The organism is Corynebacterium sp. HMSC077D03, from assembly GCF_001808545.1.
Lineage (GTDB): Bacteria > Actinomycetota > Actinomycetes > Mycobacteriales > Mycobacteriaceae > Corynebacterium > Corynebacterium simulans.
The window spans coordinates 84,288-109,006 of the sequence record NZ_KV793657.1; the positions used below are offsets into that span (position 1 = coordinate 84,288).

The following is a 24,719-nucleotide window of genomic DNA, read 5'->3' on the forward strand; positions in this document are numbered from 1 at the left end:
GTCGCCGCCGGTCCGGGGGGAATTTTCAGTGAACTGCAGGAAAGCGCAGTGCTTGAGAAATCGATTAGGAAATCTTTTTCAGCGCTGCAAGGCATTCGCTGACGATTTGCTTCTTTTCTTCAATGCTCAAAGCATGGCCTTCCTTTTCTGCGGCATTGATTTCCATCAGGGCAAGGCGTGCGGCCGCGCCATGGGCAGTCAAAATGACGCGCATTTCTCTTTCGGAAAAGTCGGCCATTCGCGTGCTGAAGGACTTCAGGATGTCTTCGGCACAAGACTCGTAGCGTTGACGCTCTTCGGCAGTGTGGCTAAGCCCTTCGAGACTCTCGCCGATGGCCACCAAGGTAGCAATCGAATGCAGGTTTTCGTCCTCGGATTCCAGAATATCCGAGACTAGGTGCTCAAAGAACTCGTTGATGTCAGCCTCGGGATAGAGCTCGTCGATATTTTCCGAGAAGGACTCAAGGACGCTTGCGGTGAAAAACAAAAGCGCATCGGAAGCAGAGGTGAAGTAGTTGTGGAAGGTACGTGGGGAGACCCCGGCGACCTCCGCAATGCGCGCCACGGTGAGTTTTTCCGCTCCTTCAGCGAGCACCAGGCGTGCGGCAGAATCTGCGATGGCGTGGCGCGTGGCCCGTTTTTTTGCTTCCCGCAAGCTCGCCATTTTTATGCTCCTTTTCCGGTGGACTTTGCTTCTACCTTATCGCGCTGGAATTGTTGGAGTTCTTCACGCTGTGCGCTCAGGGCTTCTCCTTCTACATCGAGGTTGGGCAGAATCTTCTCCAGCCACTTCGGCATCCACCACGCCTTGTCATCGAGCAGGAACATGGTGGCCGGAATCAGCATCATGCGCACGACGAAGGCATCCATGAAGACGCCGACTGCCAGCGCGAAGCCCATGGTCTTAATGAAGGGGAGGTCGATGAGCATGAAGGCCGCGAACACGGAGATCATGATCAACGCCGCCGCGGTCACGGTGCGAGCGCCATGCTTGAATCCGTTGGAGGTGGCGTTGCCGGCCGTCTTGCCGTGGACAAATCCCTCACGCATGCGGGTAACCAGGAAGACCTGGTAGTCCATCGCCAAGCCAAAGGTCAGGCCGATGAGCATGATCGGCAGGAAGGAAAGAAGTGGCTGTGGGTCATCGATGATGCCGAACATGCCTTCCTGGAAGATAGCGACGGTGATGCCGAACGTGGCGGCCATTGATAGGCCGAAGCCGGCCGCGGCAATCAGCGGTACCCAGATGGAGCGGAATACCAATAGCAGCACCAGGAAGGCGAGGCCCAGGACGATGGCGATGTAGGGGACCAGGACGTCGGAAAGCTTCTGCGAAATGTCATCGAAGATTGGGGTAATGCCGGTGATGCCGTAGCTACCGCCGGTGTTTTCGCTGAACTCGCCCTGGTAATCACGCAGACGCTCCAAGGTCTGGGTGGTTTCCTCATCGGTCGCGCCGGTGGACGGGGTGATCATGATCTGCGCGGCATCTTGGGAGTCGGTGGTTGCCACGATCTGGGCATTGACGACGCCTTCGGTGTCATTGAATTCCTGCAGAATCTGCTGGAATGCAGGCAGGCGGTCTTGCTCGGCGACGTTCGCGACGTCGACGAAAGCGATCATCGGAGCATTGCGTCCCGGGCCGAATGCCTCCTCGGTCATCTCGTAGGCATCGCGCTGGGGGGTGCCTAGCTTGGAGGTGCCATCTGTCGGCATCGCAAGGCGCAAGTTGGCAGCCGGAAGTGCGAGGATGCCCAGCAGCACAACGCCGGCAACCAGGTGCAGGAATGGATGCGCACGCACGCGGCGTACCCACTTTAGGCCCATCGTTGGCTTTTCATCTTCTGGATCCGGAACCTTAGGGCCGGGAACGCGGCCTGCGAAGATCTTGGTGCCCAACAGGCCGAGGAGGGCCGGTAGGAAGGAAAGTGCTACGCAGACCGCGATGACCACGGTGGCTGCGGCTGCGATGGCCATGGTGGAAAGGAACGGAATGCCGATGATAGTCAGCGTGGTGAGGGCGATGACCACGGTGATGCCGGCGAAAATGACGGAGGAACCGGCAGTTCCCAGCGCCATGCCCATTGCATGCGCGCGGGTAGCCTTGTCCATCTTCTTAAGTTCTGCGGCCAGCTCCTTGGGGTTCAAGTCATTGAGACCAGAGGAGGTAATCAGCTCGTTGCGGAAGCGAGCGACGATGAACAGGGCATAGTCGATGCCCACTGCGAGACCAATCATGGACGCCAGCATCGGGGTCTGATCGGAGACAGAGTCCGTGAAGATGGTGGCGAGCTGGACGCCTAGCAGGCCGACGCCCACGCCAATGACGGCGGAGATAAGCGGCATGCCTGCGGCTACGAACGAGCCGAAGGTAATAAGCAGCACGACGGCCGCGACGATGAGGCCGATGACCTCGGAGACCATGTTCATCTCGGTGGCGCCGTTGAAGGCGTTGCCGCCGTATTTCACGGTGAGGTCGCCCTCGTCGTAGTCGCGCAGAATATCCGTGACCGCAGTCATCTCTTCTTGCGGGATGTCGGTGACGGTATCTGCATCGAATTCGATGGAGATGGTGCCGGTGCGCTTATCCTCGCTGAGCGGGGATAGGGCGGCCAGGTTTTCTTGGATCTGCTCTTCGGGCATGCCCTGCGCGGACATCTTTTCGGTCAGCTGCTTTTCCATGCCCATCGCAGCCACGACGGGATTGACAATCTTGTCGGAATCGCGCAGCGCGTCCGTGCCTTGCAACTCCTCGATCATGGAATCGACCTCGCCCATGACCTCTTTGTCACTGAGCTTTTCGCCTTCTGGAGCTTGAACGGTGATGGTGGCGCTAGGCGCGCTCATGGCATCGGTTTCATTACCGAAGCGCTCCATCATCTTTTCCTGAGTGACGGTGGAATCCATGTCAGGCATGGAAAAGGTTGGGCTAGGGGACTTGGCAAAAGCGCCCGCGAGGCCACCGAAGCCCATGAGGACTACGAGCCAGAACGCTAGAAATGGCCACACTTTTCGGTATGACCAACTACCGAGCCGGTAGAGGAATTTCGACATGTACAGACTTCCTTTGATTAAATTTGCGTTACTTCTGCAATATTGCACACCTTACGCAAACTTGCAGTTGCTATGCAAGTTTGCGATTTGGGATCGGTTTGGGGAGGCGCTGCATAAGCGCTGTAGACTTGCGCGCATGCTCCATGCCGTCCTTTATGCTCTCCTTGACTCCGTGAATGCGCTGCTCATCGGCATCCTCGTCGCGATTGGCATCATGCTGCCGCGCGGGATGTATCGCAAGATCGCTACGCTCGTGGTTGTGGGAGACTGGCTGGGCGTGCTTGCCGCGACGGCGCTCGTGTTCTCTATCTTCCTTGGCATCAAGGACCAGATCATCTCGGTGCTCGACTCGCCCATCGCGGGCATCGTGCTCATCGTGGTCGGCGTCCTCCTTGCACTCGGCGCGTGGCGCTCCAAAGGCGAGTCGAACCCTCTCGTGGAGAAACTCTTGGGCCCGCTGCGCACCCCGTCGTTGCTTACGGGGCTTGTCGGCTTCGCGATGGGCATTATCCAATCGCTCACCTCGGTGCCGTTCTACTACGGCCTCATGCACTTGGCCGCAGGCGATCTTTCGGTGAGCTCGCGGGTGAGCGCAGGCCTGCTCTACGCTTGCCTGGCGTTGAGCCTGCCCACGCTCTGTGGCCTGGGGATCGCGATGGTGCGCCACTACCCGGACAGCCCAGCCGGGCGCATCTTCGCGGCTGCGCGCCGCAACTCGACCCAGGTCGCGCTGTACTCGGGCTACGCGGTTGCGGTTTTTCTAATCATCATGGGGGTGGTCTCGCTCTAGAACCAGACGTCCTCGAGACGCAGGGACTCGGACTCGGGCGCCTGGCCGCGGGCGGTCTCGACGTAGCGCGCGGCATGCGGGATAAACGCGGCGGATTCCTCGGGGTTCAGCTCGCGGCGGACCTTGGCGGGCACGCCAGCGGCGAGCGAGCGCGCCGGGATTTGCTGGCCTTCGAGGACCACGGCGCCGCCGGCGATGAGCGAGCCAGTACCGACATGCGAGCGCGAGAGCACGGTGGCCTGCATACCCACGAGCGTTCCGGACTCGACGTGTGCGCCGTGGACCATCGCCATGTGGCCCACAGTCACGTCGTCTTCGAGGACGCAGTCTGCGTCGCAGTCGACGTGGAGTACGCAATTGTCCTGGATATTCGTGCGTGCGCCAATGCGGATGGCGCCGACGTCGGCGCGCAGGACCGTGCCATAAAAGACGGACGCGTCGGGGCCGATTTCCACGTCGCCGATAATCGTGGCGTTCGGCGCGATAAACGCGCTGCGGTGGATGCGGGGACGGACGCCGTTGAAGGGAAGAATGAGCATGATTACTCCACGGAGATGGCAAGGGTTTTGGACAGCTCGTAGTCGCCCGGCTCGGCGCGCAGGGTCTCCAGCAGTGCGGCGCGTGTGTCCGGGTCGAGCGGGATGGCCCAGCCTTTCTTCGGGTCGCGGACGGGGACCTCGGGGCGTGGGGCCGGGGAGAAGAAGACGCGGGTGGGGGCATCGGCAAGCCAAGCGGGCTCGGCGGCGAGGGCGACCTCACGGAGGGCTGCGGCGCCGGAAGAGTCGGTGACGACGATGAGCAAGGTTCCGGCGGTGTGGACCTCCAAATGGCCGACCTCGACGACGGGCGCGCCAGCCTCGGGCGTGGCGAGGCGCGGGGCCTTGGGGCCGGTGAGCGAGCGGAGCGCGTCAAGTAATCCCATGTGAACATCGTAAGCAGCCGCGTGCGGTAAAACAACGTGATTGATGCAAGAACTTCCGCCCTAATTTTTGAAGGCGGCGTGTCCGCGGGGGCCTCGCACACCGTGAATTATCTTTCGCGCGACGCTTGGCGGGCAAAGGATTCCTTCGTGGACTTCGCCCATAACCCGAGCTTTGGCGGGGGTGTCCTCGTTGCTGCGCGGCACGGGGTATTTCAAAGCGGAGTATATCTACGAGCGCTCCTCGGACAATGATCTGCCCTTCGACTGCGAAGCATTTCAGGCGAACTCGGAGGAGATGAACCTGGCGACGACGCGCGCGGATACCGGCGAGTCCATCTACATCACGCGCGACGATATCCACGAGCAGACCGACATAAACATGTACGTGCGCGCCCTCGACGTTGCCGCTCATTATGACGCTGCGCTTTATCGACGGCGCGTGACCGCCATGGCCTCCGTGAGCTTCGACTCGCTGCCGCAGAACGGCGCGGTGCTCACCAAGCTCATGGTCTGCGGTATGACCCACCGACTGTCCTACAAGGACGTTGCTGTCGTGACGATCATCATCCCGCTCGTGACTTTGGCCATCATGCGGGGGCGAAGCCGTTAAGGCGATAGCCCAAGCCCGGCTCGGTGAGGAAATAGCGCGGACGTGACGGATCCGGCTCGAGCTTGTGGCGCAATTGCGACATGTAGACGCGCAGATAATTGGTCTCTTGCTCATAGTTTTTGCCCCACACTGCCTGTAGCAAATCGGTGCTTTTGACGAGAGACTCGTAGTTGCGGGCCATGTATTCGACGATTTTCCATTGAATGGGTGTGAGGTGGATGCGTGAGTCATCCACGTAGACACTTGATTGGGCAAGGTCGAGGCGTAACCGGTTATCCGAGGAGACGAGTACGGGGTTCACTCGTTCGGTGGCGAAGGCGGTGGCGGCGCGGCGTAGGGCGGATCGGAGCCGGGCGAGCAGCTCACCAGTGGAAAACGGTTTGGTGACGTAGTCGTCGGCGCCCTCGTCGAGGGCGTTGATCTTGCCCTCTTGTTCATGGCGGGCGGAGACCACGATGACGGGCACAGTCGACCATGTGCGCAGCGAGCGCAGGACTTCTAGACCAGACGTGTCCGGAAGGCCGAGGTCCAACAGAACTGCCTGGGGTTGCCACTGCCCAGAGATTTTCAGGGCGGAGGCTGCTGTCTTTGCAACGCGAACTTGATAACCCCGCGCCTTGAGGTTGATTGAAACCGCAAGGGCTAGCGTATGGTCGTCTTCAACGATGAGGATGCGGGGCCCTTGGTCGGCTTCGGGTGCCGCAGAGGATGAATGGAGTTGGGACACTACTGCTTTCCACCTTCGGGTGTAGAGGTACAAGGCATTTCGATGACGATGGTCGCGCCGCCACCGGGGGTCTCGGCGGGGTAGATGTGTCCGCCCATGGCTTCAGTGAAACCACGGGCCACGGCCAGACCCAGGCCGAGCCCCAAGGCGTCATCTGATAGCCGTTGGAAAGGCAGAAACAAGCTATCCCACTGGTCTCGAGGAATGCCAGGGCCGTGATCAGCAATCCTAATCTGTACGATGTTATGGTCGTCGCGAAGGCCAGAAGGCCCGATTGAAGCGGCATCGTCGGCCACGCTGGCCAGGTGTGCCTCGCGCGCCGTGATATCGATGTGGGTGCCCGCGCCGTGGTTGACCGCGTTGGCGATGACGTTTGCTAGTACGCGCTGGACGAGGCCGTAATCCGCGAGGATCGGGGGCAGCGTGACAGGGATGTCCACACGCACGCCTCCTGCAGAGACGCTGTGCTCATCGAGCGCAGCGTCGACGATGTCCGCGACATCAATAGCCTGCGAGTTTGGTCGAAGCACCCCCGTATTGAGGCGAGACATGTCAAGCAGATGATTGATAACTATCTCGAGACGGTGCGCCGAGGACTCGATGGTGTTGATGAGGGCCTGGCGGTCGGCCTCAGAGATTTCGACGTCGCCGAGCGTGAGACCGGAGACTGCCGTGGTGATGCCGGCTAGCGGCGTTCGTAGGTCGTGCGAGACCGCGGTGAGCAGCGTGGAACCGACTCGGTTGGAGGACTCCAGGGCTGAGGTCGCCCGTCGCATCGCTTCCATTTCCTGCCGGTCGAGAATGGCGGTAATGCGAGCACCGTGGGCTTCGATCATATCGATCTCAGACGGGCTGAGTTCCCGGTTGCCGATGACTAGGCGCAGTGAGTCACCGATCCCCACGTGGTTGGCGGATTCACCGGCACGACTTTTTTGCTGTGCCACAACTACATCCGAGGACTCCGCGTTGGACTCGATGGTCCACCACTTCTTGTCTTCACTGGAATAGCGCTGAAGGAGGACCTTGTCCAACGAAAAAGTCTCGCCAAGTCGCCGCAATAGTGATTTGAGATCCGCCCCCTCGTAAATGACGCCGCGCGCAAGGTCTGCCATGATGACGGCCTGTGTTTGACGTCGTTTCGCTTCGTCTGCGCGCCGTTCAGCGTAGTCCACGATATACGCCACGGTCAGAGCGATGATGATGAAGAAGCCCACCGAGGTTATCGACTCCGGCTCGGTAATACTCAACGTGTGGGTGGGAGCGGTAAAGAACCAGTTGGCCAACAGCGAACCACTGATGACCGCGAGCAGCGCCGGCCACACGCCGGCCGCGATGGCGCTAAAGACCACGATGGTGAGAAATCCCAGCAGGATGGGGCTCAAGAACTTTTCCTCCGGATTAAAGAGCAACATGAGCACCGTAAACCCCGGGGGGAAGAGCAACGCCGCAAACCAACCGGTCAGTAGGCGGACTCGGCCGAAAATCGTGCCTCGCCGCGGCCGTTTTGGCTGGGGGTCATCTGACGAGGACAGGGAGACGATGTGGACATCAATCGTGCCCGAGCCATCGATCACACGCTCGGCAACTCCATTGGCAAGAGTGTGCCCCCAGCGTGGCCGGCGGCCGATAACCAATTGCGACGCGTTGATAGAGCGTGCGTATTCCAACAGCGTGCCGGCGACGTCGTCGCCGATGAGCACGCGCCACTGGCCATTGAGATCTTCCACCAGCTCTTGCAGACGGCGCAGCGCGGAAGGGGTTTGGTTGGAGGTCAAACCCTCGTTGCTGGCGACGTAGACCGCCACCATTTCTCTGCCCGAAACTCTTCCTGCGATACGGGCGGCGCGCCGAATGAGTGCTTCGGACCCGTCGCTGCCCGACACCGCTACGATGAGGCGCTCGCGGGTCGGCCATGTCGAGTCGATCTCGTGGTTCTCGCGGTAGGCCGCGAGACCTTCTTCGACCTTGTCAGCCAACCACAGCAGCGCCAATTCGCGCAGGGCAGTCAGGTTTCCCAAGCGGAAGTAGTTCTCCAGGGCCTTGGCCGCCATGGCTCCGTGGTAGATCTCGCCCCGCGCGAGCCTGATACGCAGCGAGTCGGGGGATAAGTCGACCAGCTCGATGTGGTCGGTATCGCGGAGCACCTGATCGGGGATGGTTTCACGCTGCCGGGTGTTTGTGACCGCCGCTACGACGTCGTTGAGCGATTCGAGGTGCTGGATGTTGAGCGTTGAGATGACGTCGATCCCGGCGTCAAGCAGCGTGTAGACGTCCTGCCAACGCTTTTGCGAGACTTCTGTGGCTGCGAACTCGGCATCACCGGTGACGACGGTGTGCGCGAGCTCGTCGACGAGAAGCACGTCTGGAGCAAGTGCCAAGCAGGCGTCGACATCTAGCTCTTCGAAGACCCGCCCGCGATAGGTGGTTTTCTTTCGCGGGATGACGGTTAAACCCTCGACCAGTTCCGCGGTGCGTTTCCGGCCGTGCGTTTCTACGACGCCGACCATGACGTTAAGCCCCTGCCGCTGCAATTCATGTGCTTCGTTGAGCATGGCGCAGGTCTTGCCCACGCCGGGGGCAAAGCCAAGGTAGACTTTGAGTTTTCCACGGTGGCTGTGGGATGGCTCGAAGGGCGCAGAGTCGGTAGTCGCTCGAGGAGACTCAGAGGCAGACATAGTTACCAATTATATCCTTGGGAGTGTTTATTCTGGGCGGCGTGTGTCGAGGGGAGAAAGACGGAGACAGACCCCGCGCGGGCGGGCACGGGGCGAAAAGAGGATTACTCGGCGACAAGCTTAGCGAGGTCGTAGTTGAGTGTGACTACGTTGACGGCCACACCATTCGGGCTTCCAGTAAAGGAGTTCATGAACCCTACCTGGTTGTCCTTGATAAGCTGACGGAGATCGTCCTCGCCTAGGCCGGTGGCCTTGGCTATGCGTGGCACCTGGATCTCGGCGTACGCGGTGGAGATGTGCGGGTCAAGACCGGAGCCGGAAGCCGTGACGGCATCGACAGGCACGCGGTCTTCACTCACGCCCTCGCGGGCAGCGACCTCTGCGCGGCGCTTTGCAATCTCGTCCTGATATTCCTGCGAGACCACGGCGGCGTTGGATGCGGACGAAGACATAGCGTCCCAGCCATTGTCGCCTGCGGCGGACGGCCGCGGCTGGAACCACTGGTCTCCCTCGACGGGGTTGGCGATGAGGCGGGAGCCGACGATCTCGTTGTTGGCGTCGCGTAGGAGGCCACCGTTGGACTTATCCGGGGATAGCTTGCCCACGCCGATGAGGACCATGGGATAGATGAAGCCCAGTATGAGCATCATCACCAACAGTGTTCGCAACGCAGTCCATTGCGCGCGGACGTTGAATCCCGTGCTAAAAGGACTTGCGCCGGCAGCGTGGTACAGATCCGGGTTGTTCCCGAATTCATCCGAGCGCGTCAGGTCGTGGCTGATGGGCTCATCCGTTGCTGTTGAGTGTGCCCTCGCGGATTGTGGAGTCTGAGGAGTGTGCATGGTTTAAATTCCTAACCCATTACCAATGATGAGGTCGATGATCTTGATGCCAATGAACGGGGCTACGAAGCCACCGAGGCCGAAAATGAGTAGGTTGCGGCGCAGCAGTGCGGAAGCACTGGCCGGGCGGTAGGACACGCCCTTGAGCGCCAACGGAATGAGCGCCACGATAATGAGCGCGTTGAAGATGACAGCGGACAAGATGGCCGAGGTCGGAGAATGCAGGTGCATGATGTTGAGGGCTTGCAGCCCCGGGAATGCGGTGATAAACATCGCCGGTAAGATGGCGAAGTATTTTGCTACGTCGTTCGCGATGGAAAAGGTCGTCAGGGAGCCACGCGTGATGAGCAGCTGCTTGCCGATTCCCACGATGTCGATGAGCTTCGTCGGGTCTGAGTCCAAGTCGACCATGTTGCCGGCTTCCTTGGCGGCGGTCGTACCGGTGTTCATCGCCACTCCCACGTCAGCCTGCGCCAACGCCGGAGCATCGTTGGTGCCGTCACCGGTCATGGCCACCATGTGACCACCGGCCTGCTCTTTTTTTATGAGCGCGAGTTTTTGGTCCGGAGTAGCCTCGGCGAGAACGTCGTCGACGCCGGCTTCCTTGGCGATGGCTTGAGCGGTCAGCTCGTTGTCACCGGTGATCATGACGGTACGAATGCCCATCTCGCGCAGCGTCTTGAAGCGCTCGACCATGCCGTCTTTCACAATGTCCTTGAGATGGATAACACCGAGGACGCGTGACAAGGAGGAATTGGCGGTCGCTTCACGAGGATCGGATCCGGGCTCCGGGGCGTTAATGAGCTCGGCGACCACGAGTGCGGTGCCGCCGTCTTGACTAATTGAGTTGACCACGTCCTCGGTCTCTGCCGGAACAGTGCCGCCGAGCTCGCGGACAGTTGTCATGATCTGCTTGGCCGCGCCCTTGACGATCATTTCGGAATCGCTGAGTTTCACCCCCGACATGCGGGTCTGCGCAGTAAATGCGATGAATTCGAGGTTGCGAAAGTGTTCCTCTGGCATTTCACCTCGGGCGGCTTCCGCCAGCTTGACAATGGAACGTCCCTCCGGGGTCTCGTCGGCCATGGAGGAAAGCTGCACCTTGTATATAAGCTCGTCTTGGTCGTACCCGCCCACAGGAATTACGTTCACGGCCTGGCGGTCGCCGACCGTAATCGTGCCCGTCTTGTCAAGCAACAGAGTGGAGACGTCACCGGCAGCCTCGACGGCACGCCCGGACATGGCCAGCACATTGTGCTGCACCAGACGGTCCATGCCGGCGATGCCGATGGCGGATAACAGCGCGCCGATGGTGGTTGGGATCAGGCAGACCAACAAGGCGACAAGAACCAGGGGATCCTGCGCCGCACCATTAAATGCCGCGGTCGGGGCTAGCGCCATGACAACGAGCAGGAATATCAGGGTCAATACGTTGAGGAGCGTGGACAAGGCAAGCTCGTTCGGGGTCTTCTGGCGATTGGCGCCTTCGACTAAACCGATCATACGGTCCATGAAGGACTGACCGGGCTCGTTGGTGACCTTGATTACGACCCAGTCAGACAACACGCGGGTACCACCGGTGACGGCGCACCGGTCGCCTCCAGATTCTCGGATGACCGGGGCGGATTCGCCGGTGACGGCTGACTCGTCCACGGAGGCCGCCCCAACGATGACGTCGCCGTCGGCTGGAATGGTCTGACCGGCTTCTACGAGGACGACATCCTCTTTGGCCAGCTCGGTTGAGGGGACTTCTTCGGTCTCGTAGTTGGCCGGGCTGAGCTCAACGTTGGTGCGGCCGGAGCCGGACCCGGCGGTGACGAGGACCGTGGAGGTGATGCGACGGGCAGTGGTGGTCGTCCGTGATCGACGTAGGGCGTCCGCCTGAGCCTTGCCACGACCTTCTGCGAAGGCTTCAGCAAAGGTTGCGAAGAACACCGTGGCCCAGAGCCAGAGAGAAATGGAGAAACTAAACAAAGTCGGTTGGGTACAGGCGATGATGAAGGTGAACACAGCGCCCACCTCTACTAAGAACATCACCGGCGTTTTAACGAGCTCTTTCGGGCTCATCTTGCGCAGAGCCAAAGGCACCGTGGCCTTGAGCTGCTCTGCGGAAAAAGTAGATGTGGTCGAGCTCATAGAGTCGCCTCCAAAATCGGTCCTAGGACGAGAGTGGGAAGGAATGTTAGTGCACCGACGATGAGAACGACGCCTATCAGCAGGCCGACGAATAGCCCGCTGTGCGTCGGCAGAGTGCCCGAAGTCGTCGGGATGATGCGTTGCTTGGCCATGGCGCCGGCAATTGCCAGGACCATAACGATGGGCAGAAAACGCCCCAACAGCATGCACATACCGAGGGAGATGTTGAACCACCAGGTGTCTGCTCCGAATCCGGCGAATGCCGAACCGTTGTTGTTGGATGCGGAGGTGAATGCGTAGACCAGGTCGCTAAAACCGTGCGGTCCCGCCGCGGATAGAGAGTCTGGGGTGCTTGGCAGAAGGACGGATAGTGCCACTCCGCCCAGCACGAGGGTTGGCATCACGAGGACGTACAGGCAGACCTTGATCATTTCGCCGACGCCAATGCGCTTTCCCAGGTATTCCGGTGTGCGCCCGACAATAAGGCCGGCGATGAACACCGACAGAATGGCCATGACCAGCATGCCGTACAACCCAGTGCCGACACCGCCTGGAGAGACTTCGCCGAGCAGCATATTTAAGATGAGAAGGCCGCCGCCGAGAGGAGTGTAACTCGAGTGGAATGAATCAACTGCGCCGGTCGACGTCATTGTCGTTGTCACCGCGAACAGCGCAGACGGGATGGTACCAAGCCGCATTTCGCGACCTTCCATGCCGCCGCCGATAGCGCCGGAAGCAGTGGCCTCGAGGGCGGTGACGGAAGCGAGTGACAGGAAGTACAACACCGCCATGGCGGAAAGAATGGCGTAGCCCTGGCGGGTATCGCGGACCATGAGACCGAATGTGCGAGTGAGAGACACCGGAATGACAAGGATGAGGAAGATTTCCAGGGCGTTGGACCACACGGTCGGGTTCTCGAACGGGTGGGCCGAGTTCGCATTGAAGTATCCGCCACCGTTGGTACCCAGTTCCTTGATGACTTCTTGGGAGGCCACAGCGCCGCCGGGGATGGTCTGGGTAGCGCCGGTAACTGTGGTAAAAGTCTCCGGGGGTTGCAGGTTTTGGATGACTCCCTGGGTCATGAGAAACAGCGCGCCCAAGGTTGCCATGGGCAGGAGGATGCGCAGACAGACGCGGGTAAGATCCACCCAAAAGTTACCGATGCGCCCGTCGCCGTTACGGGCCGCGAACCCTCGGATAAGCGCAGCAGCGACGGAAATGCCTACGGCACCGGAGACGAAGTTTTGGACCGTCATGCCGAGCATCTGCGTCAGCTGCGACATCGCAGTTTCACCGGAGTAGGACTGCCAGTTGGTATTGGTTGTAAACGAGACCGCAGTATTCCACGCTTGGTCCGGATCTACTGGGCCCATGCCGTGCGCCCACGGCAAGTACTGCTGGAGGCGTTGCAGTAGGTACAAGACAATGATCGAAAACATGGAGAAGGCCAAGAGGCTACCGGCGTAGCGGCGCCAAGTTTGCCGGGCGGAAGAATCTACCCCCAACACCTTGTAGATGGCCTTCTCTATCTTGAGATCGTTGGCTCCTGTGAAAACCTTTGCCATGTACCCGCCCAGTGGGACGTACAGCACGGCGAGGAGCGTGAATACCGCGACGAACGGGATATACCCGCCGATAACCCCGGTCATGAGAAGTCCTCAGGGTGCAACAGAGCGATGAGCAAATAGATGACGGCCGCGATCCCTAGAATCGCGCCTACAGTAAGTTCCCAGGTCATAGCTTATCCACCACCTGAGCTATCCATTGAATGATAACGAACAGCACAATGGTGGCAAGCGTCAAAATAATGTCGAATGCCATGGATGTATAAAAGCACCCATCGGCACCGCTACATCTGGGTCTTAACGAGATTTTGACATCTACGCTGAGGGAAGAGCTAGTCTGCGACGAGTGGCTCCATGGTCAGCTCCGGGTGCTCCTTCTCAATGAAAGCTAGCTTCCACTTATCGCCGAAGAGGGCGATTAGTTCGCCGTCAGTGCGGGTAAAGATTTCCACGCCACGCTGGCGGCCGAGCTCAGAGGCGGACTCGGCGTCGGTGCGACGGGCAACGGAATACGGGATGGGCTCCGTGACGGTTTCCACGTTGTATTCCACTTCCATGCGCGCCTGCATGACCTCGAACTGCATGGGACCCACCGCAGCCATCACCGGAGCTGCGTCGCCACGGGCCTCATTGCGCAGGATCTGGACGACGCCCTCAGCAGCCAACTGATCCAAGCCCTTACGGAAGGCCTTGTAATCGCCCAAAGACTTCGCACGTAGAATGCGGAATGCCTCCGGTGCGAACTGCGGCATCGGCTTGAACTGCACCTTCTTGCCAGAGTAGATGGTATCGCCAGGTGCCAGGGAACCGGCGTTGACGAGGCCCACGATGTCGCCCGGGTAGGCGGTGTCGATGGTGTCGCGCGTGCGGCCGAAGACAGTCAGCGCGTACTTCGTGGAGAAGCTGCGGCCGGATTGGGCGTGGGTGACCTGCATGCCGCGGTCGAACTCGCCGGAGACCACGCGCATGAATGCCAAGTTATCGCGGTGCTTGCGGTCCATGCCCGCCTGCACTTTGAAGATGACGCCGGAGAAGTCATCGGTGACCTCGCGGACCTCGTCGATGGCTGCGTTGGCGCCGCCGGACGCCTCGATTGCCTTCGGATCGGAATCGCGCGAGCGCGGGGCCGGGGCGATGGCGCAGAGGGTATCGAGAATCTGGTGCACGCCGAAGTTCAACATTGCGGAGGCAAAGATCAGCGGGGAAGTAACGCACTGCTCGAATAGCTCCTGGTCATGCAGCGCGCCGTCGGCAGCCAGTAGCTCTGCTTCCTCGACGGCGGTCTCCCAGGCATCACCTTCCTTGGCCTCAGCGCCGCTCGGATCGTAATGCTCCTCCGGTGCGATGGTCGAGCCACCCGCAGTACGGATGAAGTGGATGTAGTTATCCGCTTCGCCGTCTTCATTGATGTGCGCCAAGCCACGGAAGTCACCAGCGATGCCGACCGGCCAGTACAGCGGGGTGGGCTGTAGCTGAATCTCGTTGACGATCTCGTCCACGAGCTCCAGCGGTTCGCGGCCGACACGGTCCCACTTATTGATAACCGTAACAATCGGCAAACCGCGGGCCTTGCACACACGGAAGAGCTTGAGGGTCTGTGGCTCCAGGCCCTTCGCGGCGTCGATAAGCATGACTGCGGCATCAACCGCAGTAAGAACGCGATAGGTATCCTCCGAGAAGTCCGCGTGGCCCGGGGTATCGACCAGGTTGATCATGTAAGGCTCACCCGTATGGCCCTCCGGGGCGTACTCGAACTGGAGGGCAGAAGAAGCTACGGAGATACCGCGGTCCTTTTCCATCTCCATCCAGTCAGAGACCGTGGCTTTACGGTTTCCCTTGCCGTGCACGGCACCTGCTTCATTAATGATGTGCGCATGCAACGCCAGCGCCTCCGTAAGGGTGGATTTACCGGCGTCCGGGTGGGCGATGACGGCAAATGTACGACGGCGGGTGGCTTCGGAGGCAATACTCATGCGCGTAAGTTTAGCGGTCTTGACCTAAAGTGCTGGAATCGCGCCGCAGCAATTAATTCCAGTCCACGCCAAGTTGCTCGCCCAAGTCATCGAAGATGCGGCGAGCAACGCTTGCCTTCTTGGCCATCGGTCGACGCATGCCCGGCTTGCGCTTGCTGTTGAAATACTGGCCAGACTCAAAGTGCACGCCCGGCGTGCCAGTGAGGTAATATGCAAGGCTCTCGCCGCCGGCCTGGGCTTTTCCAAAGTACTTGGAGATGGCGCCGGTGTAGAACTTGCTCGTGCGGGTCTGCGATGACCGTGCAAAGTTGGTTGCCAAGACGCCGGGGTGGAAGGCCACGGAAGTCATCCCATGAGCGTGGAGATACTGCGTAAGCAAAATATCGCCCAGCTTGGCGTTGCCGTAGGCACGCTCTGCGGTGAACTTCTGGAAGGTATTTGGATCGCCCGGATCGAATGCAGACATCAAGAAGTTAGCCACCGAAGCGGTTTGCACGATGGTGGCATCCGTTTTGCGCAGCTTCTCCCGCAGCAAGGAAGTCAGCAGGAAAGGCGCCACCACGTTAACCTGCCACGTGCGTTCAAATCCATCTGCCGTGGTGAAGGGGCCATCGAAGATCCCGCCTGCATTGTTTCCCAACGCGTGAATCTCCTCGAGCTCACCTAATTCTTCTGCCAAGCGGCGCACCTGGCCCAAAGACTCAAAGTCCGCCAGGTGGAAGGAAGCCCCCACGCTTTCTGCCACAGCCTTGGTCTTTTCGGGATTACGGCCAACCAGCACCAGGTGATCCTGCGGGCGTTGAGCGCGGAGCACGCGGGCTGCTGCAGCGCCGATGCCGTCAGAGGCACCAGTGATGACGATGGTTTGTGGGTCGTGGCTCATGAATTAAAGCTTAGGGGTTATGAGCTTTCTCTGGTGGGTTACTTGCGGGAATGAATCTCATTCTGCGCGAATTGAATGCCGCGGGAAACGATGAGCCCCACGGCGTCGGCAGCCGTGGCGATTGCGGCGTCGAAACCAGTACCGGAATCCACCGGCCCCAGGACATAATCCGGAATGGATGTGCCCTTCGGCGGGCGGGCAATACCGATGCGAATGCGAGGGTACTCGCGGGTTCCCAAGCGTTCGCTCAAGGACTTCAACCCGTTGTGGCCGTTTTCATTGCCGCCTACCTTGATGCGAATCTTATGCGCTGGCAAATCGAGCTCATCATGAATTACGATGATGCGCTCCGCTGGAATCTGTAATTCCTCTGCGAAGGGAGCGATCGGGTCACCAGACAAGTTCATAAAAGTTGCGCAACGGGCAACGACTACGGCAATATCACCCACCATTACCTGCGCCGCGGACAATTTATGGCCCTTAACCGGCTGCAGGATATCTCCGGAATCGGCTAAAAGGTCATCGACTGCCATGTAGCCCACGTTGTGGCGCGTCGCGGCGTACTGCGCGCCAGGGTTGCCAAGGCCCACCACGAGCCATTGGCCAGAAAGGTCAGAAACTTCCAGCAGGGGAGCCTGCTTCTGGCGTGCTGTGTTCCGGTGAAGCCCCTCCTTCACAGTACTTGCTTTAGAACCCGCCGAAGAGCGAAGCTGCTGCAAAAATTCCTTGATGGTTGCGCCGAGGGAAGACATAGAACACACCTTAATGTGGGGAGTAAAGAATAGCTTGCGCGCATCCTTTGCCTAGTCTGGGCGAGATGAGCACACTACTTGAAAGCTTAAAGACCAGAGTACTTCCCGCCCCCATGGCCGGGGGACCCACGACCCCGCGCAGCGTTCTGGCGGCATCGGCAGCCGGCTCCTTTGGTGCTTTGGCATTGGGCACTGCTTCCCTCGAAGCGGCGCGGGAACAGATTGAGGCCTGCGAGGGTGAGCATTTCGGGGTCAACCTTTTCTGTCCGCAGAAGCCGCTGGGTGAAGACTCGATGGCGGCGGTGCGCGCTATGGCGGAATCAGAAGGCGTGGAGGTTCCTAGCGTCGACTATTCCAACGGATGGGAGGACAAGCTCCAGCTAGCGCTAGATGGCGGCGCGGCGGTGCTGTGGTCCATGTTCGGTACCTTTAGTCTTGGCGAGATTAGCCGTATCCACGCTGCGGGAGCGGAGGCTTGGACCACGGTTACTTCGCCGGAAGAAGCTATCGCTGCTGCAAAAGCTGGGGTAGATGCGTTGTGTGTGCAGGGTCCTGAGGCTGGCGGGCACCGCGGGGTCTGGGATGCCGAAGCGGAGCCGGATTGGCGCCCGCTGCCGGAGCTGGTGGCGGCAGTTTACGCCGCGCTTAGCGACGCCCCTCTTCCGCTGATTGTCGCAGGTGGGCTGCGTACATCCGAAGACGTTGCACAAGCCCTTTCATGGCCAGGCGTTGAAGCAGCCAGCTGTGGTTCGGCCTTCTTGCTGGCCGAGGAGGCTGGAACCAGCACCTTTAATCGCGAGCTTCTCGCAGGCGGCGGCAAGAGCGTATCCACTCGCGCGTTTTCCGGCCGCTTTGCCCGTGGGCTGGAAACTGAGTTCACTCGGGCCCACCCAAAAATGCCCCCGATGTACCCCTTCTTGAATCCGATCTTGAAACCACGCCGCCAAGAAAAGGATGCTGCAGTGGCCTATTGCCTGGTGGGGGAGCAGGTGGAGAAAATAAACGGGGGTAGTGTGGCGGAAATCCTGCGGTGTCTATGCCAAAACGGGCAACACTAGGCGTTAATATTTACGGTTGAATGTTGGTTTACCCCCATGACGAGTAAAGGAAAAGAACACGTGACTGCGAACGCACAGGTTGGACACGCTGACTGGAACGAGCGCCTTGAGCTTGCTCAGGAAATGATCCCGCTGATCCACCAACTGCACCGCACCAACAACGTTGTTGCCACCATCTACGGCCGCAACTTGAATGGCGTAACGGACATCGACATCATGAAGGCGCACCGCTACGCACGCCGTATTGCAAAGCGCGAACTTTCCACCGCAGAGACCCTTCCTATCCTGAAGGAACTGTGCGACATGAACCTGGGCTCTGCCTCCATCGACCTGGGCCGCCTGGCTTCTGGCTACTCTGAGTCTGACGCCAACAACCTGCGCGACTACCTGGAGCAGGAACTCTGCGACCTGGTTGGCGCTGCTGTTGATAAGGAATGCACCGACGTTGTGCTCTACGGCTTTGGCCGCATCGGCCGACTGCTGGCCCGCATCCTGATCGCTCGTGAGGCTGCATACGGCGGCGTCCGTCTGCGTGCCATCGTTGCCCGCAAGAAGGGCGACGGCGATATCTTCAAGCGTGCCTCCTTGCTGCGCCGCGACTCCGTTCATGGTGCTTTCAACGGCACCATCGCTGTGGATGAAGAAAACGACGTTATCTGGGCAAACGGCACCAAGATTCAGATGATCTACGCCAACGACCCGGCTGATATCGACTACACCGCTTACGGCATCAACAATGCCATCCTGGTTGATAACACCGGCGTATGGCGTGACCGCGCTGGCCTGGAGCAGCACCTGCAGTCCAAGGGCATCGACCGCGTGCTGCTGACCGCACCGGGCAAGGGCGATCTGAAGAACATCGTCTACGGCATCAACGATGACACCATCGAGGATTCTGACAAGATCCTGTCTGCCGCATCCTGCACCACCAACGGCATCACCCCTGTTCTTAAGGTCATCAATGATCGTTACGGCGTTGTCCACGGCCACGTGGAGACCGCTCACTCCTTTACCAATGACCAGAACCTGATTGATAACTTCCACAAGGGTGACCGTCGTGGCCGCGCAGCTGGTCTCAACATGGTTCTCACCGAGACCGGTGCTGCGAAGGCAGTCTCCAAGGCTGTTCCGGAGTTTGAGGGCAAGCTGACCGGTAACGCTATCCGCGTTCCTACCCCGGACGTTTCCATGGCAGTGCTGAACCTGGAGCTGGAGAAGGAAGTCGAGCGCGACGAGGTCAACAACTTCCTGCGCAACGTTTCCCTGCACTCTGACCTGCGCCAGCAGATTTCTTACATTGCTTCTCCGGAGGTTGTCTCCTCTGACTTCGTCGGCTCCACCCACGCCGGCATTGTCGACGGCCTGGCAACCATCGCTTCCGGCAAGCACCTGGTTCTCTATGTCTGGTACGACAACGAGTTCGGCTACTCCAACCAGGTAATTCGCATCGTCGAGGACATCGCAGGCGCACGTCCTCGCGTATTCCCGGCTCGCGTTGAGGCACACGAGCTCTAAGCCTTTTCGCGCAGATTAAGCGCTACCCACCCCTGGGGCCACATTTTCGGTGTGGCTCCAGGGGTCTTTGTTTAGGCAGGCATGGGATCGGGTTGTAGTGCTAGGGCGCACGTACCCCTGAGTGGGTTGTTCGACTACGTGTATCCACGGCTGAGTTTTAGGATGTTTCGATGTGAAATCTAAACCCAGGCATTCGCAACCACACCGTGCCCAAAGCGCTGAAATAGCTGAAAATGCTGGTAGCAATCAATCTCCTGCGTCTCGGTGGATAAACGCCGGGCAATGGCTGATCGGTACGCCTTGGGGAAGGCTTGTCATTATTATTGCGTTGTGCGCGGCGCTGGCACCATCAGTATTACGAGGTTTTCACCTCCGGTATTACATCGATCTTGATGTCTACGCTGCAGGCGGTCGCGCGGTGCTGACAGGCCAGTCGCTCTACGACGACGGCTTCGATGTGCGTGGGGCGCATTTGCCTTTTACATATCCGCCGTTGGCCGCAATGCTTTTTGCCCCGTTGTCGCTTCTGCCGCACTCGGTCGCAGCGGTTATCATGCTCGCAGTATCAACCGCGGCGCTCTGGTGGTGCATTCACCGTATCGTGGACATGCTGGGGCTTGCTGAGTATCTCGGTGGCAGCAAAGGGTGGCTGAGCACCGGGCTGCTTGCGTTGGCCTTGGTGACAGAACCCGTGCGGCAGACCCTCATGTTTGGCCAGATCAACATCGTGCTGATGTTTCTCGTGCTCGCCGATGTCTTTGGTCGCCGCAGTCTCCGTGGGTGGGGCGTGGGACTTGCGGCGGCCATCAAGCTTACTCCTGCGGTCTTTGGCCTGTATTTCCTTATCACCCGGCAATTTAAGGCTGCGGCGATGTCCGTAGCGACCGGAATTGCAGCGACGCTGTTGGCGGCACTCGTCTTGCCGGCCGACTCCCGCGAATACTGGACGCATACCTTGGGCGATCCGACCCGGATCGGTGGAATCGATTACGTGGGCAATCAATCTCTCCGCGGCGTCGTTGAGCGTGCCCTCGGGCCAGGGGAGGGCCACGGCCTGTGGGTTGGCGCGTCGCTGGTGGCCTTCTGCGTCATCGCGGTGACCATGTGGCGACACCGCGGTGACATGGTGGTGCTGCTAGGACTCAACTCGCTTGTAGCACTTCTTATCTCCCCGGTGAGCTGGTCGCATCACTGGGTTTGGTTGCCGGTGCTGCTTCTCCCGCAGCTCGTGCGTTGGACCCGTGGTGGGGTGCCGGGCGCTACGCCCGTGGCGATCGCGACGATGCTGCTTACCTTCATTGGACCACACTGGTTCGTTGACGGTTTGGATACCACGCAGTGGTGGGCGGCGATATGCGCAGCAGACTTCGTCCTCATCGCAGTGGCATACCTTGTGCTTGCCGTGCGCGCCCCGCGGCCGCAGGTTAATCCTTAGCGGGCGGGGCGGCAAGGCTCAGCAGTTGGTGGGATGACTACTTGTCTGACTTGTGCTTCCCGGTCTTCTTTTTCTTCTTGCCCTTGTGCTTTTTGCCTTCGGACTTGTGTGCAGCAACCTTGTCGCGCTCAAGTTCGGCGGCCACATCGGGGACGTAGGCGAACTCATCGCGCGGCGGGCGCTGGTATTCCTCGCCGCTTTCAGCTGGGCGCTCCGGAATCTCCGGAACCACCTGCTCGACGTGCTGATACGGAACCGTCTTTAGGATGTGGTTGATGACGTTGATACGAGAGCGTTTTTTGTCTTCAGATTCAACGGTGTACCACGGAGCGTTCGGGGTATCGGTGTGGACGAACATCTCGTCCTTTGCACGGGAGTAGTCCTCCCAGCGGGTGATGGACTGCAGATCCATGGGAGAGAGCTTCCAGCGACGCAGCGGATCGTTGCGGCGGGACTTAAAGCGCGCGATCTGCTCTTCGTCAGAGACGGAGAACCAGTACTTCAGCAGAATAATGCCGTCTTCAACGAGCATGTTTTCGAGCTGGGGCGCCTGGTGCAAGAAGCGGACGTATTCCTGTTGGGAGCAAAAGCCCATGACTCGCTCGACGCCGGCGCGGTTATACCAGGAGCGGTCAAAAATGACTATTTCGCCCGCGGTCGGAAGCTTTTCGATGTAGCGCTGGAAGTACCACTGGCCGGCCTCACGGTCGTTGGGCTTAGGCAGAGCTTCGATGCGGCAGGTGCGGGGGTTGAGGTACTGGGTGATGCGCTTGATAGCAGAGCCCTTACCTGCAGCGTCGCGACCTTCCATGATAATGACGATGCGGGCACCGGTTTCTACAACCCACTGCTGCATCTCGACGAGTTCGGCCTGCAGGCGCTTGAGTTCTTCCTCGTAAGCTTCCTTATCGAGCTTGGCAGGGGCGGTTTTGGATTTCTTGCTCATGCATTTAACTTTAGCCCGCTAGCTGCGAAGATAGGTAATAAATCCAGGACAATTATGCACAAGCATAGTAATTAACCACACGTGCACTCCGGCCCGCATCCAGAAGGCGCTTCGCCGTAGTGCGTGGTGTTTTCGATAGCGCCCAAGCCTTCGACCTCAATGCGGACGGTTTGGCCGTCCTGAATAAAGGCCTGTGGCTGACGCGCAAATCCCACGCCCTCGGGCGTGCCGGTCACGATGACATCGCCGGGGTTAAGCGGGTACAGCTTTGAGCAGAACGCGATGAGCTCCGCGACGGAGAAAATCAGGTCATCGGTGTTATCCGCTTGGCGCACCTCGCCATCAACGGTGGTGGTAATGCGCGCGTTGCCGCCAGGCGCCCACTCATCAGAAGTGGTTAGCCATGGACCGAATCCAGCAGTGCGGTAGAAAGATTTGCCGGCATGGAATTGAGTGGTACGCCGCTGGAAATCCCGCAGCGTGTAGTCATTACGGCCGCGTCTGCCATCGCAACATTGTGCGCACGAGAGCCGATAACCACGGCGAGTTCGCCCTCATAGTCGAGCTTGCTCGTGGCCCAGTCGGGGACATAGATATCGTCGTAGGGGCCGGTGAGCGCCTCCGGAAACTTAACGAACAAGGTAGGCTGCTCAGGCAGTTCACGCCCCATCTCACGCGCATGTTTGGCGTAATTGACGCCCACGCAGATAATCTTCGACGGCGTCGGGATGACGGGCGCTAAGTCCTGCTCGCGAAAAGCAATCGGCTCGCCAGAAAGTTGCGCGGACTTGCACCAATCCTCGGCCTGCAGGAGCTGGCCGACGTCGTCAAAGTCGAGCTCCACGCCCACGCCGGGGCCGTCGATGCGGATCGCAGTGGTGCCAAACTGAGTTCGCAAGGTGGCAAGTTTCATGTCGGAAATTTTACGCGGAGTTGCAGGCAGCTTGGCGCACAAGCCAGGGAGAAGTTTTAAGGCATGCGAATCTGGCCCGTGGGCGGGCTAGACAACTTGCTTCGCGAGCTAAGTAGCGTGTTCTGAGAAATTGCTCAGCTCTTCGTCGAGGTAGTTGCGTTCTTCTTCCAACCAATCTGGCAGCGGCGAGTTAAGCGGCGGCGGAGATTTATCCGTCCAAGGTGGGATGTACCAGCCGCTGGGCGGAACCCAATAGACTGTGCCATGCCGCTCTAGCCATCCGCGTCCACCGGCGGTCTCGTCGTCATTGACGGCATTGTGATACTGGCAGGCCATGGTGAGGTTTTCCGCGGATGTTTCGCCGCCATGGCGCCAGGCCTTTAGATGGTGGACTTGGCAATCGTTCGCGCCCTTTTTGCAGCCGAGCCAGGCACAGCGCGGGTTTTCCGCAGTAGCCATAAGCCGCTGCTTGGTGGAGGCAAAACGCGAGACGCGGTGCAGGTTCACAGGCCCATGCACAGGATGCATGAGTACGTGGAAGCCGTGATCAAGGATGTTCCGGGTAGCCAGTTCAGTCGAGGAGATGAGCGCGCCATTGCTCAATTGGAACCAGACTTCGTGGCCTTCCAAGGCCCGCGCGTAGTTTTCCATTTTTGTCACCAACATGACAGAAATTGCTGGCTGACTAGGGTTTCCTTCGCCGAACCAGCGTTGCTTTAGCCCTGCGAGTGCAGATTCAGCGCTGCTGCAGTCAAGGCTGTCGCGCATATCGGTGAGGTCGGCGGAGGGGCCGCAAATAGTCAGGGTAGCTTGGCCATCGGGATGCTGGGCAAGCCGTATTCCAGGCTTGCGTTCGCGGCGAGGTGAGCGCGCAGCAACCAACTCGCGGGCCTTCTTCTCGACGTCCCTCGTATCACCGGCCGTGGCCAAAGCCGTATGGCGCACGCGCCACCGTTCGGCCTCCGTGCGCAACTTGCGGGCCTGCTTTTCCACGGCAAGGAGCGTAGTAAGGGAGTGAGCACGCCCGCGTTCCATGGTTTCACGACGCAAGCGCTGAAAAGAGTTACCGGGCGCGAAGGGCTCAGCGAGGGCTGCAAGGTCTATTGCCAGAGCATCGGGCACCCCGAGACTAGCGATTTCACTCGCTGTCTTGCCCACGGCTTCTTCGACAATATCCATGCCCCGACTTAACGTGCTGGCCAGTTCCCCCAAAACTGTCATAGCCCAGACCCTAAAGCAGCTTATGCCACGCCGCAACTGGAGCGGCGTCGGCAAGCGCAGCTAACTCGCGGACGCGATGCGGGTGATTTCTTGCGCTGCGTCTGCGCAGATGATGGGGATGTCCGCTTGCTCTTTCTTTGCCCACGGTTTAAGCACGAAGCTTGCGGGATCCATTCGACCAGGTGGGCGTCCGATGCCTATGGAAAGCCGCTGATAATCCTTGGTACCCAGAGACTTGGTGGTGGAGCGCAGGCCATTGTGCCCGTGGTCGCCACCACCGACGCGGTGCTTGACGACGCCGAATTCCAGCTCCAGCGCATCATGGACCACGATGAGGTTTGTAGGGGATAGCGAAAAGTACTGGAGGAGTGCCTTGATAGGGCCACCAGAGAGGTTCATGAAAGAACGCGGCTTGGCAAGGAATAACTTGGTCGAGCCAAAGCGAACTTCGGCAACTTCGGTGTTGGTCTTCTTATGCACTGAAAAGCTGGTGAAGTTGTCGTTAGCTAATTCATCGACAACATCGAAACCGATGTTGTGGCGGGTTCCGGCATATTTGGGGCCCGGGTTGCCCAGGCCGACGACGAGATAATCAGTCACTAAGCCATTGTCTCATGCCGGTGCGAAAGAGCGGCTCTTGGCGTGAAAACGGGCAAACGCCCGCGCCAGCCACGATGGCCAGTGCGGGCGAATGCGCGTAAA

At 59.6% G+C, this 24,719-nt stretch carries 20 protein-coding genes and 2 pseudogenes; 5 read left to right on the plus strand and 17 right to left on the minus strand.

The genetic code is table 11. The features are described 5' to 3' along the window. Positions 1 to 64 precede the first annotated feature (64 nt). Together HMPREF2888_RS01350 and HMPREF2888_RS01355 are read right to left on the minus strand one after the other, a co-directional pair. The gene (locus HMPREF2888_RS01350; protein ID WP_061921380.1) at positions 65 to 664 is read right to left on the minus strand and encodes a TetR/AcrR family transcriptional regulator; all 600 of its coding nucleotides are present in this window, start codon (positions 662 to 664) and stop codon (positions 65 to 67) included. Positions 665 to 666: 2 nt separating this feature from the next. Continuing rightward, positions 667 to 3,054 (minus strand): MMPL family transporter, encoded by a 2,388-nt coding sequence (locus tag HMPREF2888_RS01355; protein WP_070518081.1) that lies wholly within the window; start codon positions 3,052 to 3,054, stop codon positions 667 to 669. A gap of 136 nt (positions 3,055 to 3,190) precedes the next feature. On the opposite strand from HMPREF2888_RS01355, the gene HMPREF2888_RS01360 reads away from it, so the two are divergent. Then, entirely contained in the window at positions 3,191 to 3,844 is a 654-nt protein-coding gene (locus HMPREF2888_RS01360) for a hypothetical protein (RefSeq protein ID WP_061921385.1), read from the plus strand. Here HMPREF2888_RS01360 and HMPREF2888_RS01365 read toward each other — a convergent pair. Beyond that, positions 3,841 to 4,383 (minus strand): gamma carbonic anhydrase family protein, encoded by a 543-nt coding sequence (locus HMPREF2888_RS01365; protein ID WP_061921388.1) that lies wholly within the window; start codon positions 4,381 to 4,383, stop codon positions 3,841 to 3,843. The two genes, HMPREF2888_RS01360 and HMPREF2888_RS01365, sit on opposite strands and share 4 nt — an antisense overlap. A 2-nt stretch (positions 4,384 to 4,385) precedes the next feature. Then, positions 4,386 to 4,766, minus strand: a complete 381-nt coding sequence (locus HMPREF2888_RS01370; RefSeq protein WP_061921390.1) for a hypothetical protein — start codon at positions 4,764 to 4,766, stop codon at positions 4,386 to 4,388. Between the two features lie 436 nt (positions 4,767 to 5,202). Between HMPREF2888_RS01370 and HMPREF2888_RS12680 the strand changes: the two are divergent. Next, a pseudogene (locus HMPREF2888_RS12680) lies at positions 5,203 to 5,376 on the plus strand (GntP family permease); the annotation flags it as partial. On the opposite strand, the gene HMPREF2888_RS01380 reads toward HMPREF2888_RS12680, so the two are convergent. The 9 genes from HMPREF2888_RS01380 to pth (HMPREF2888_RS01420) form a co-directional block, all read right to left on the minus strand. Then, a complete protein-coding gene (locus HMPREF2888_RS01380) occupies positions 5,354 to 6,103 on the minus strand; it encodes a response regulator (RefSeq protein ID WP_061921396.1) in 750 nt (249 codons plus the stop codon). The pseudogene HMPREF2888_RS12680 and the gene HMPREF2888_RS01380 overlap by 23 nt on opposite strands. Further along, positions 6,103 to 8,778 (minus strand): DUF4118 domain-containing protein, encoded by a 2,676-nt coding sequence (locus tag HMPREF2888_RS01385; RefSeq protein ID WP_061921398.1) that lies wholly within the window; start codon positions 8,776 to 8,778, stop codon positions 6,103 to 6,105. The genes HMPREF2888_RS01380 and HMPREF2888_RS01385 overlap by 1 nt, the downstream gene beginning before the upstream one ends. A gap of 104 nt (positions 8,779 to 8,882) precedes the next feature. Continuing rightward, positions 8,883 to 9,620 (minus strand): potassium-transporting ATPase subunit C, encoded by a 738-nt coding sequence (locus HMPREF2888_RS01390; protein WP_082778573.1) that lies wholly within the window; start codon positions 9,618 to 9,620, stop codon positions 8,883 to 8,885. Positions 9,621 to 9,623: 3 nt separating this feature from the next. Then, positions 9,624 to 11,756 (minus strand): potassium-transporting ATPase subunit KdpB, encoded by a 2,133-nt coding sequence (gene kdpB, locus HMPREF2888_RS01395; RefSeq protein WP_061921401.1) that lies wholly within the window; start codon positions 11,754 to 11,756, stop codon positions 9,624 to 9,626. After that, a complete protein-coding gene (gene kdpA / locus HMPREF2888_RS01400) occupies positions 11,753 to 13,405 on the minus strand; it encodes a potassium-transporting ATPase subunit KdpA (RefSeq protein WP_061921404.1) in 1,653 nt (550 codons plus the stop codon). Before kdpA ends, kdpB begins: the two co-directional genes overlap by 4 nt. Next, positions 13,402 to 13,494 carry a potassium-transporting ATPase subunit F gene (locus HMPREF2888_RS13240; protein WP_061921406.1) on the minus strand — a complete coding sequence of 31 codons (93 nt, stop codon included), beginning with the start codon at positions 13,492 to 13,494 and terminating at the stop codon, positions 13,402 to 13,404. The genes kdpA and HMPREF2888_RS13240 overlap by 4 nt, the downstream gene beginning before the upstream one ends. Positions 13,495 to 13,653: 159 nt before the next feature. After that, entirely contained in the window at positions 13,654 to 15,294 is a 1,641-nt protein-coding gene (locus HMPREF2888_RS01410) for a peptide chain release factor 3 (RefSeq protein ID WP_061921410.1), read from the minus strand. Between the two features lie 52 nt (positions 15,295 to 15,346). Beyond that, positions 15,347 to 16,177 carry an SDR family NAD(P)-dependent oxidoreductase gene (locus HMPREF2888_RS01415; protein ID WP_061921412.1) on the minus strand — a complete coding sequence of 277 codons (831 nt, stop codon included), beginning with the start codon at positions 16,175 to 16,177 and terminating at the stop codon, positions 15,347 to 15,349. A 38-nt stretch (positions 16,178 to 16,215) separates the two neighbouring features. Further along, positions 16,216 to 16,929 carry an aminoacyl-tRNA hydrolase gene (gene pth / locus HMPREF2888_RS01420; protein ID WP_082778574.1) on the minus strand — a complete coding sequence of 238 codons (714 nt, stop codon included), beginning with the start codon at positions 16,927 to 16,929 and terminating at the stop codon, positions 16,216 to 16,218. A gap of 65 nt (positions 16,930 to 16,994) precedes the next feature. On the opposite strand from pth (HMPREF2888_RS01420), the gene HMPREF2888_RS01425 reads away from it, so the two are divergent. The 3 genes from HMPREF2888_RS01425 to HMPREF2888_RS01435 all read left to right on the plus strand — a co-directional run bounded on the left by HMPREF2888_RS01425 (position 16,995) and on the right by HMPREF2888_RS01435 (position 20,937). Further along, positions 16,995 to 17,987 carry a nitronate monooxygenase gene (locus HMPREF2888_RS01425; protein ID WP_061921414.1) on the plus strand — a complete coding sequence of 331 codons (993 nt, stop codon included), beginning with the start codon at positions 16,995 to 16,997 and terminating at the stop codon, positions 17,985 to 17,987. 36 nt (positions 17,988 to 18,023) lie between these two features. After that, positions 18,024 to 19,502 (plus strand): glyceraldehyde-3-phosphate dehydrogenase, encoded by a 1,479-nt coding sequence (locus HMPREF2888_RS01430; RefSeq protein WP_167599039.1) that lies wholly within the window; start codon positions 18,024 to 18,026, stop codon positions 19,500 to 19,502. Between the two features lie 418 nt (positions 19,503 to 19,920). Further along, positions 19,921 to 20,937 carry a glycosyltransferase 87 family protein gene (locus HMPREF2888_RS01435; RefSeq protein ID WP_061921418.1) on the plus strand — a complete coding sequence of 339 codons (1,017 nt, stop codon included), beginning with the start codon at positions 19,921 to 19,923 and terminating at the stop codon, positions 20,935 to 20,937. 37 nt (positions 20,938 to 20,974) lie between these two features. Here the strand turns inward: HMPREF2888_RS01435 and ppk2 are convergent, their stop codons facing one another. The 4 genes and pseudogenes from ppk2 to pth (HMPREF2888_RS01455) all read right to left on the minus strand — a co-directional run bounded on the left by ppk2 (position 20,975) and on the right by pth (HMPREF2888_RS01455) (position 24,617). Next, positions 20,975 to 21,883: a polyphosphate kinase 2 gene (gene ppk2 / locus HMPREF2888_RS01440; protein WP_061921420.1), complete on the minus strand. Its 909-nt coding sequence runs from the start codon at positions 21,881 to 21,883 to the stop codon at positions 20,975 to 20,977. 71 nt (positions 21,884 to 21,954) lie between these two features. Next, positions 21,955 to 22,796, minus strand: a pseudogene (locus HMPREF2888_RS01445) (fumarylacetoacetate hydrolase family protein). A gap of 108 nt (positions 22,797 to 22,904) precedes the next feature. Next, complete coding sequence (locus HMPREF2888_RS01450) at positions 22,905 to 23,975, minus strand: HNH endonuclease signature motif containing protein (protein WP_061921423.1); 1,071 nt, start codon at positions 23,973 to 23,975, stop codon at positions 22,905 to 22,907. A 102-nt stretch (positions 23,976 to 24,077) separates the two neighbouring features. Then, positions 24,078 to 24,617 carry an aminoacyl-tRNA hydrolase gene (gene pth / locus HMPREF2888_RS01455; RefSeq protein WP_061921426.1) on the minus strand — a complete coding sequence of 180 codons (540 nt, stop codon included), beginning with the start codon at positions 24,615 to 24,617 and terminating at the stop codon, positions 24,078 to 24,080. Positions 24,618 to 24,719: the final 102 nt, after the last annotated feature.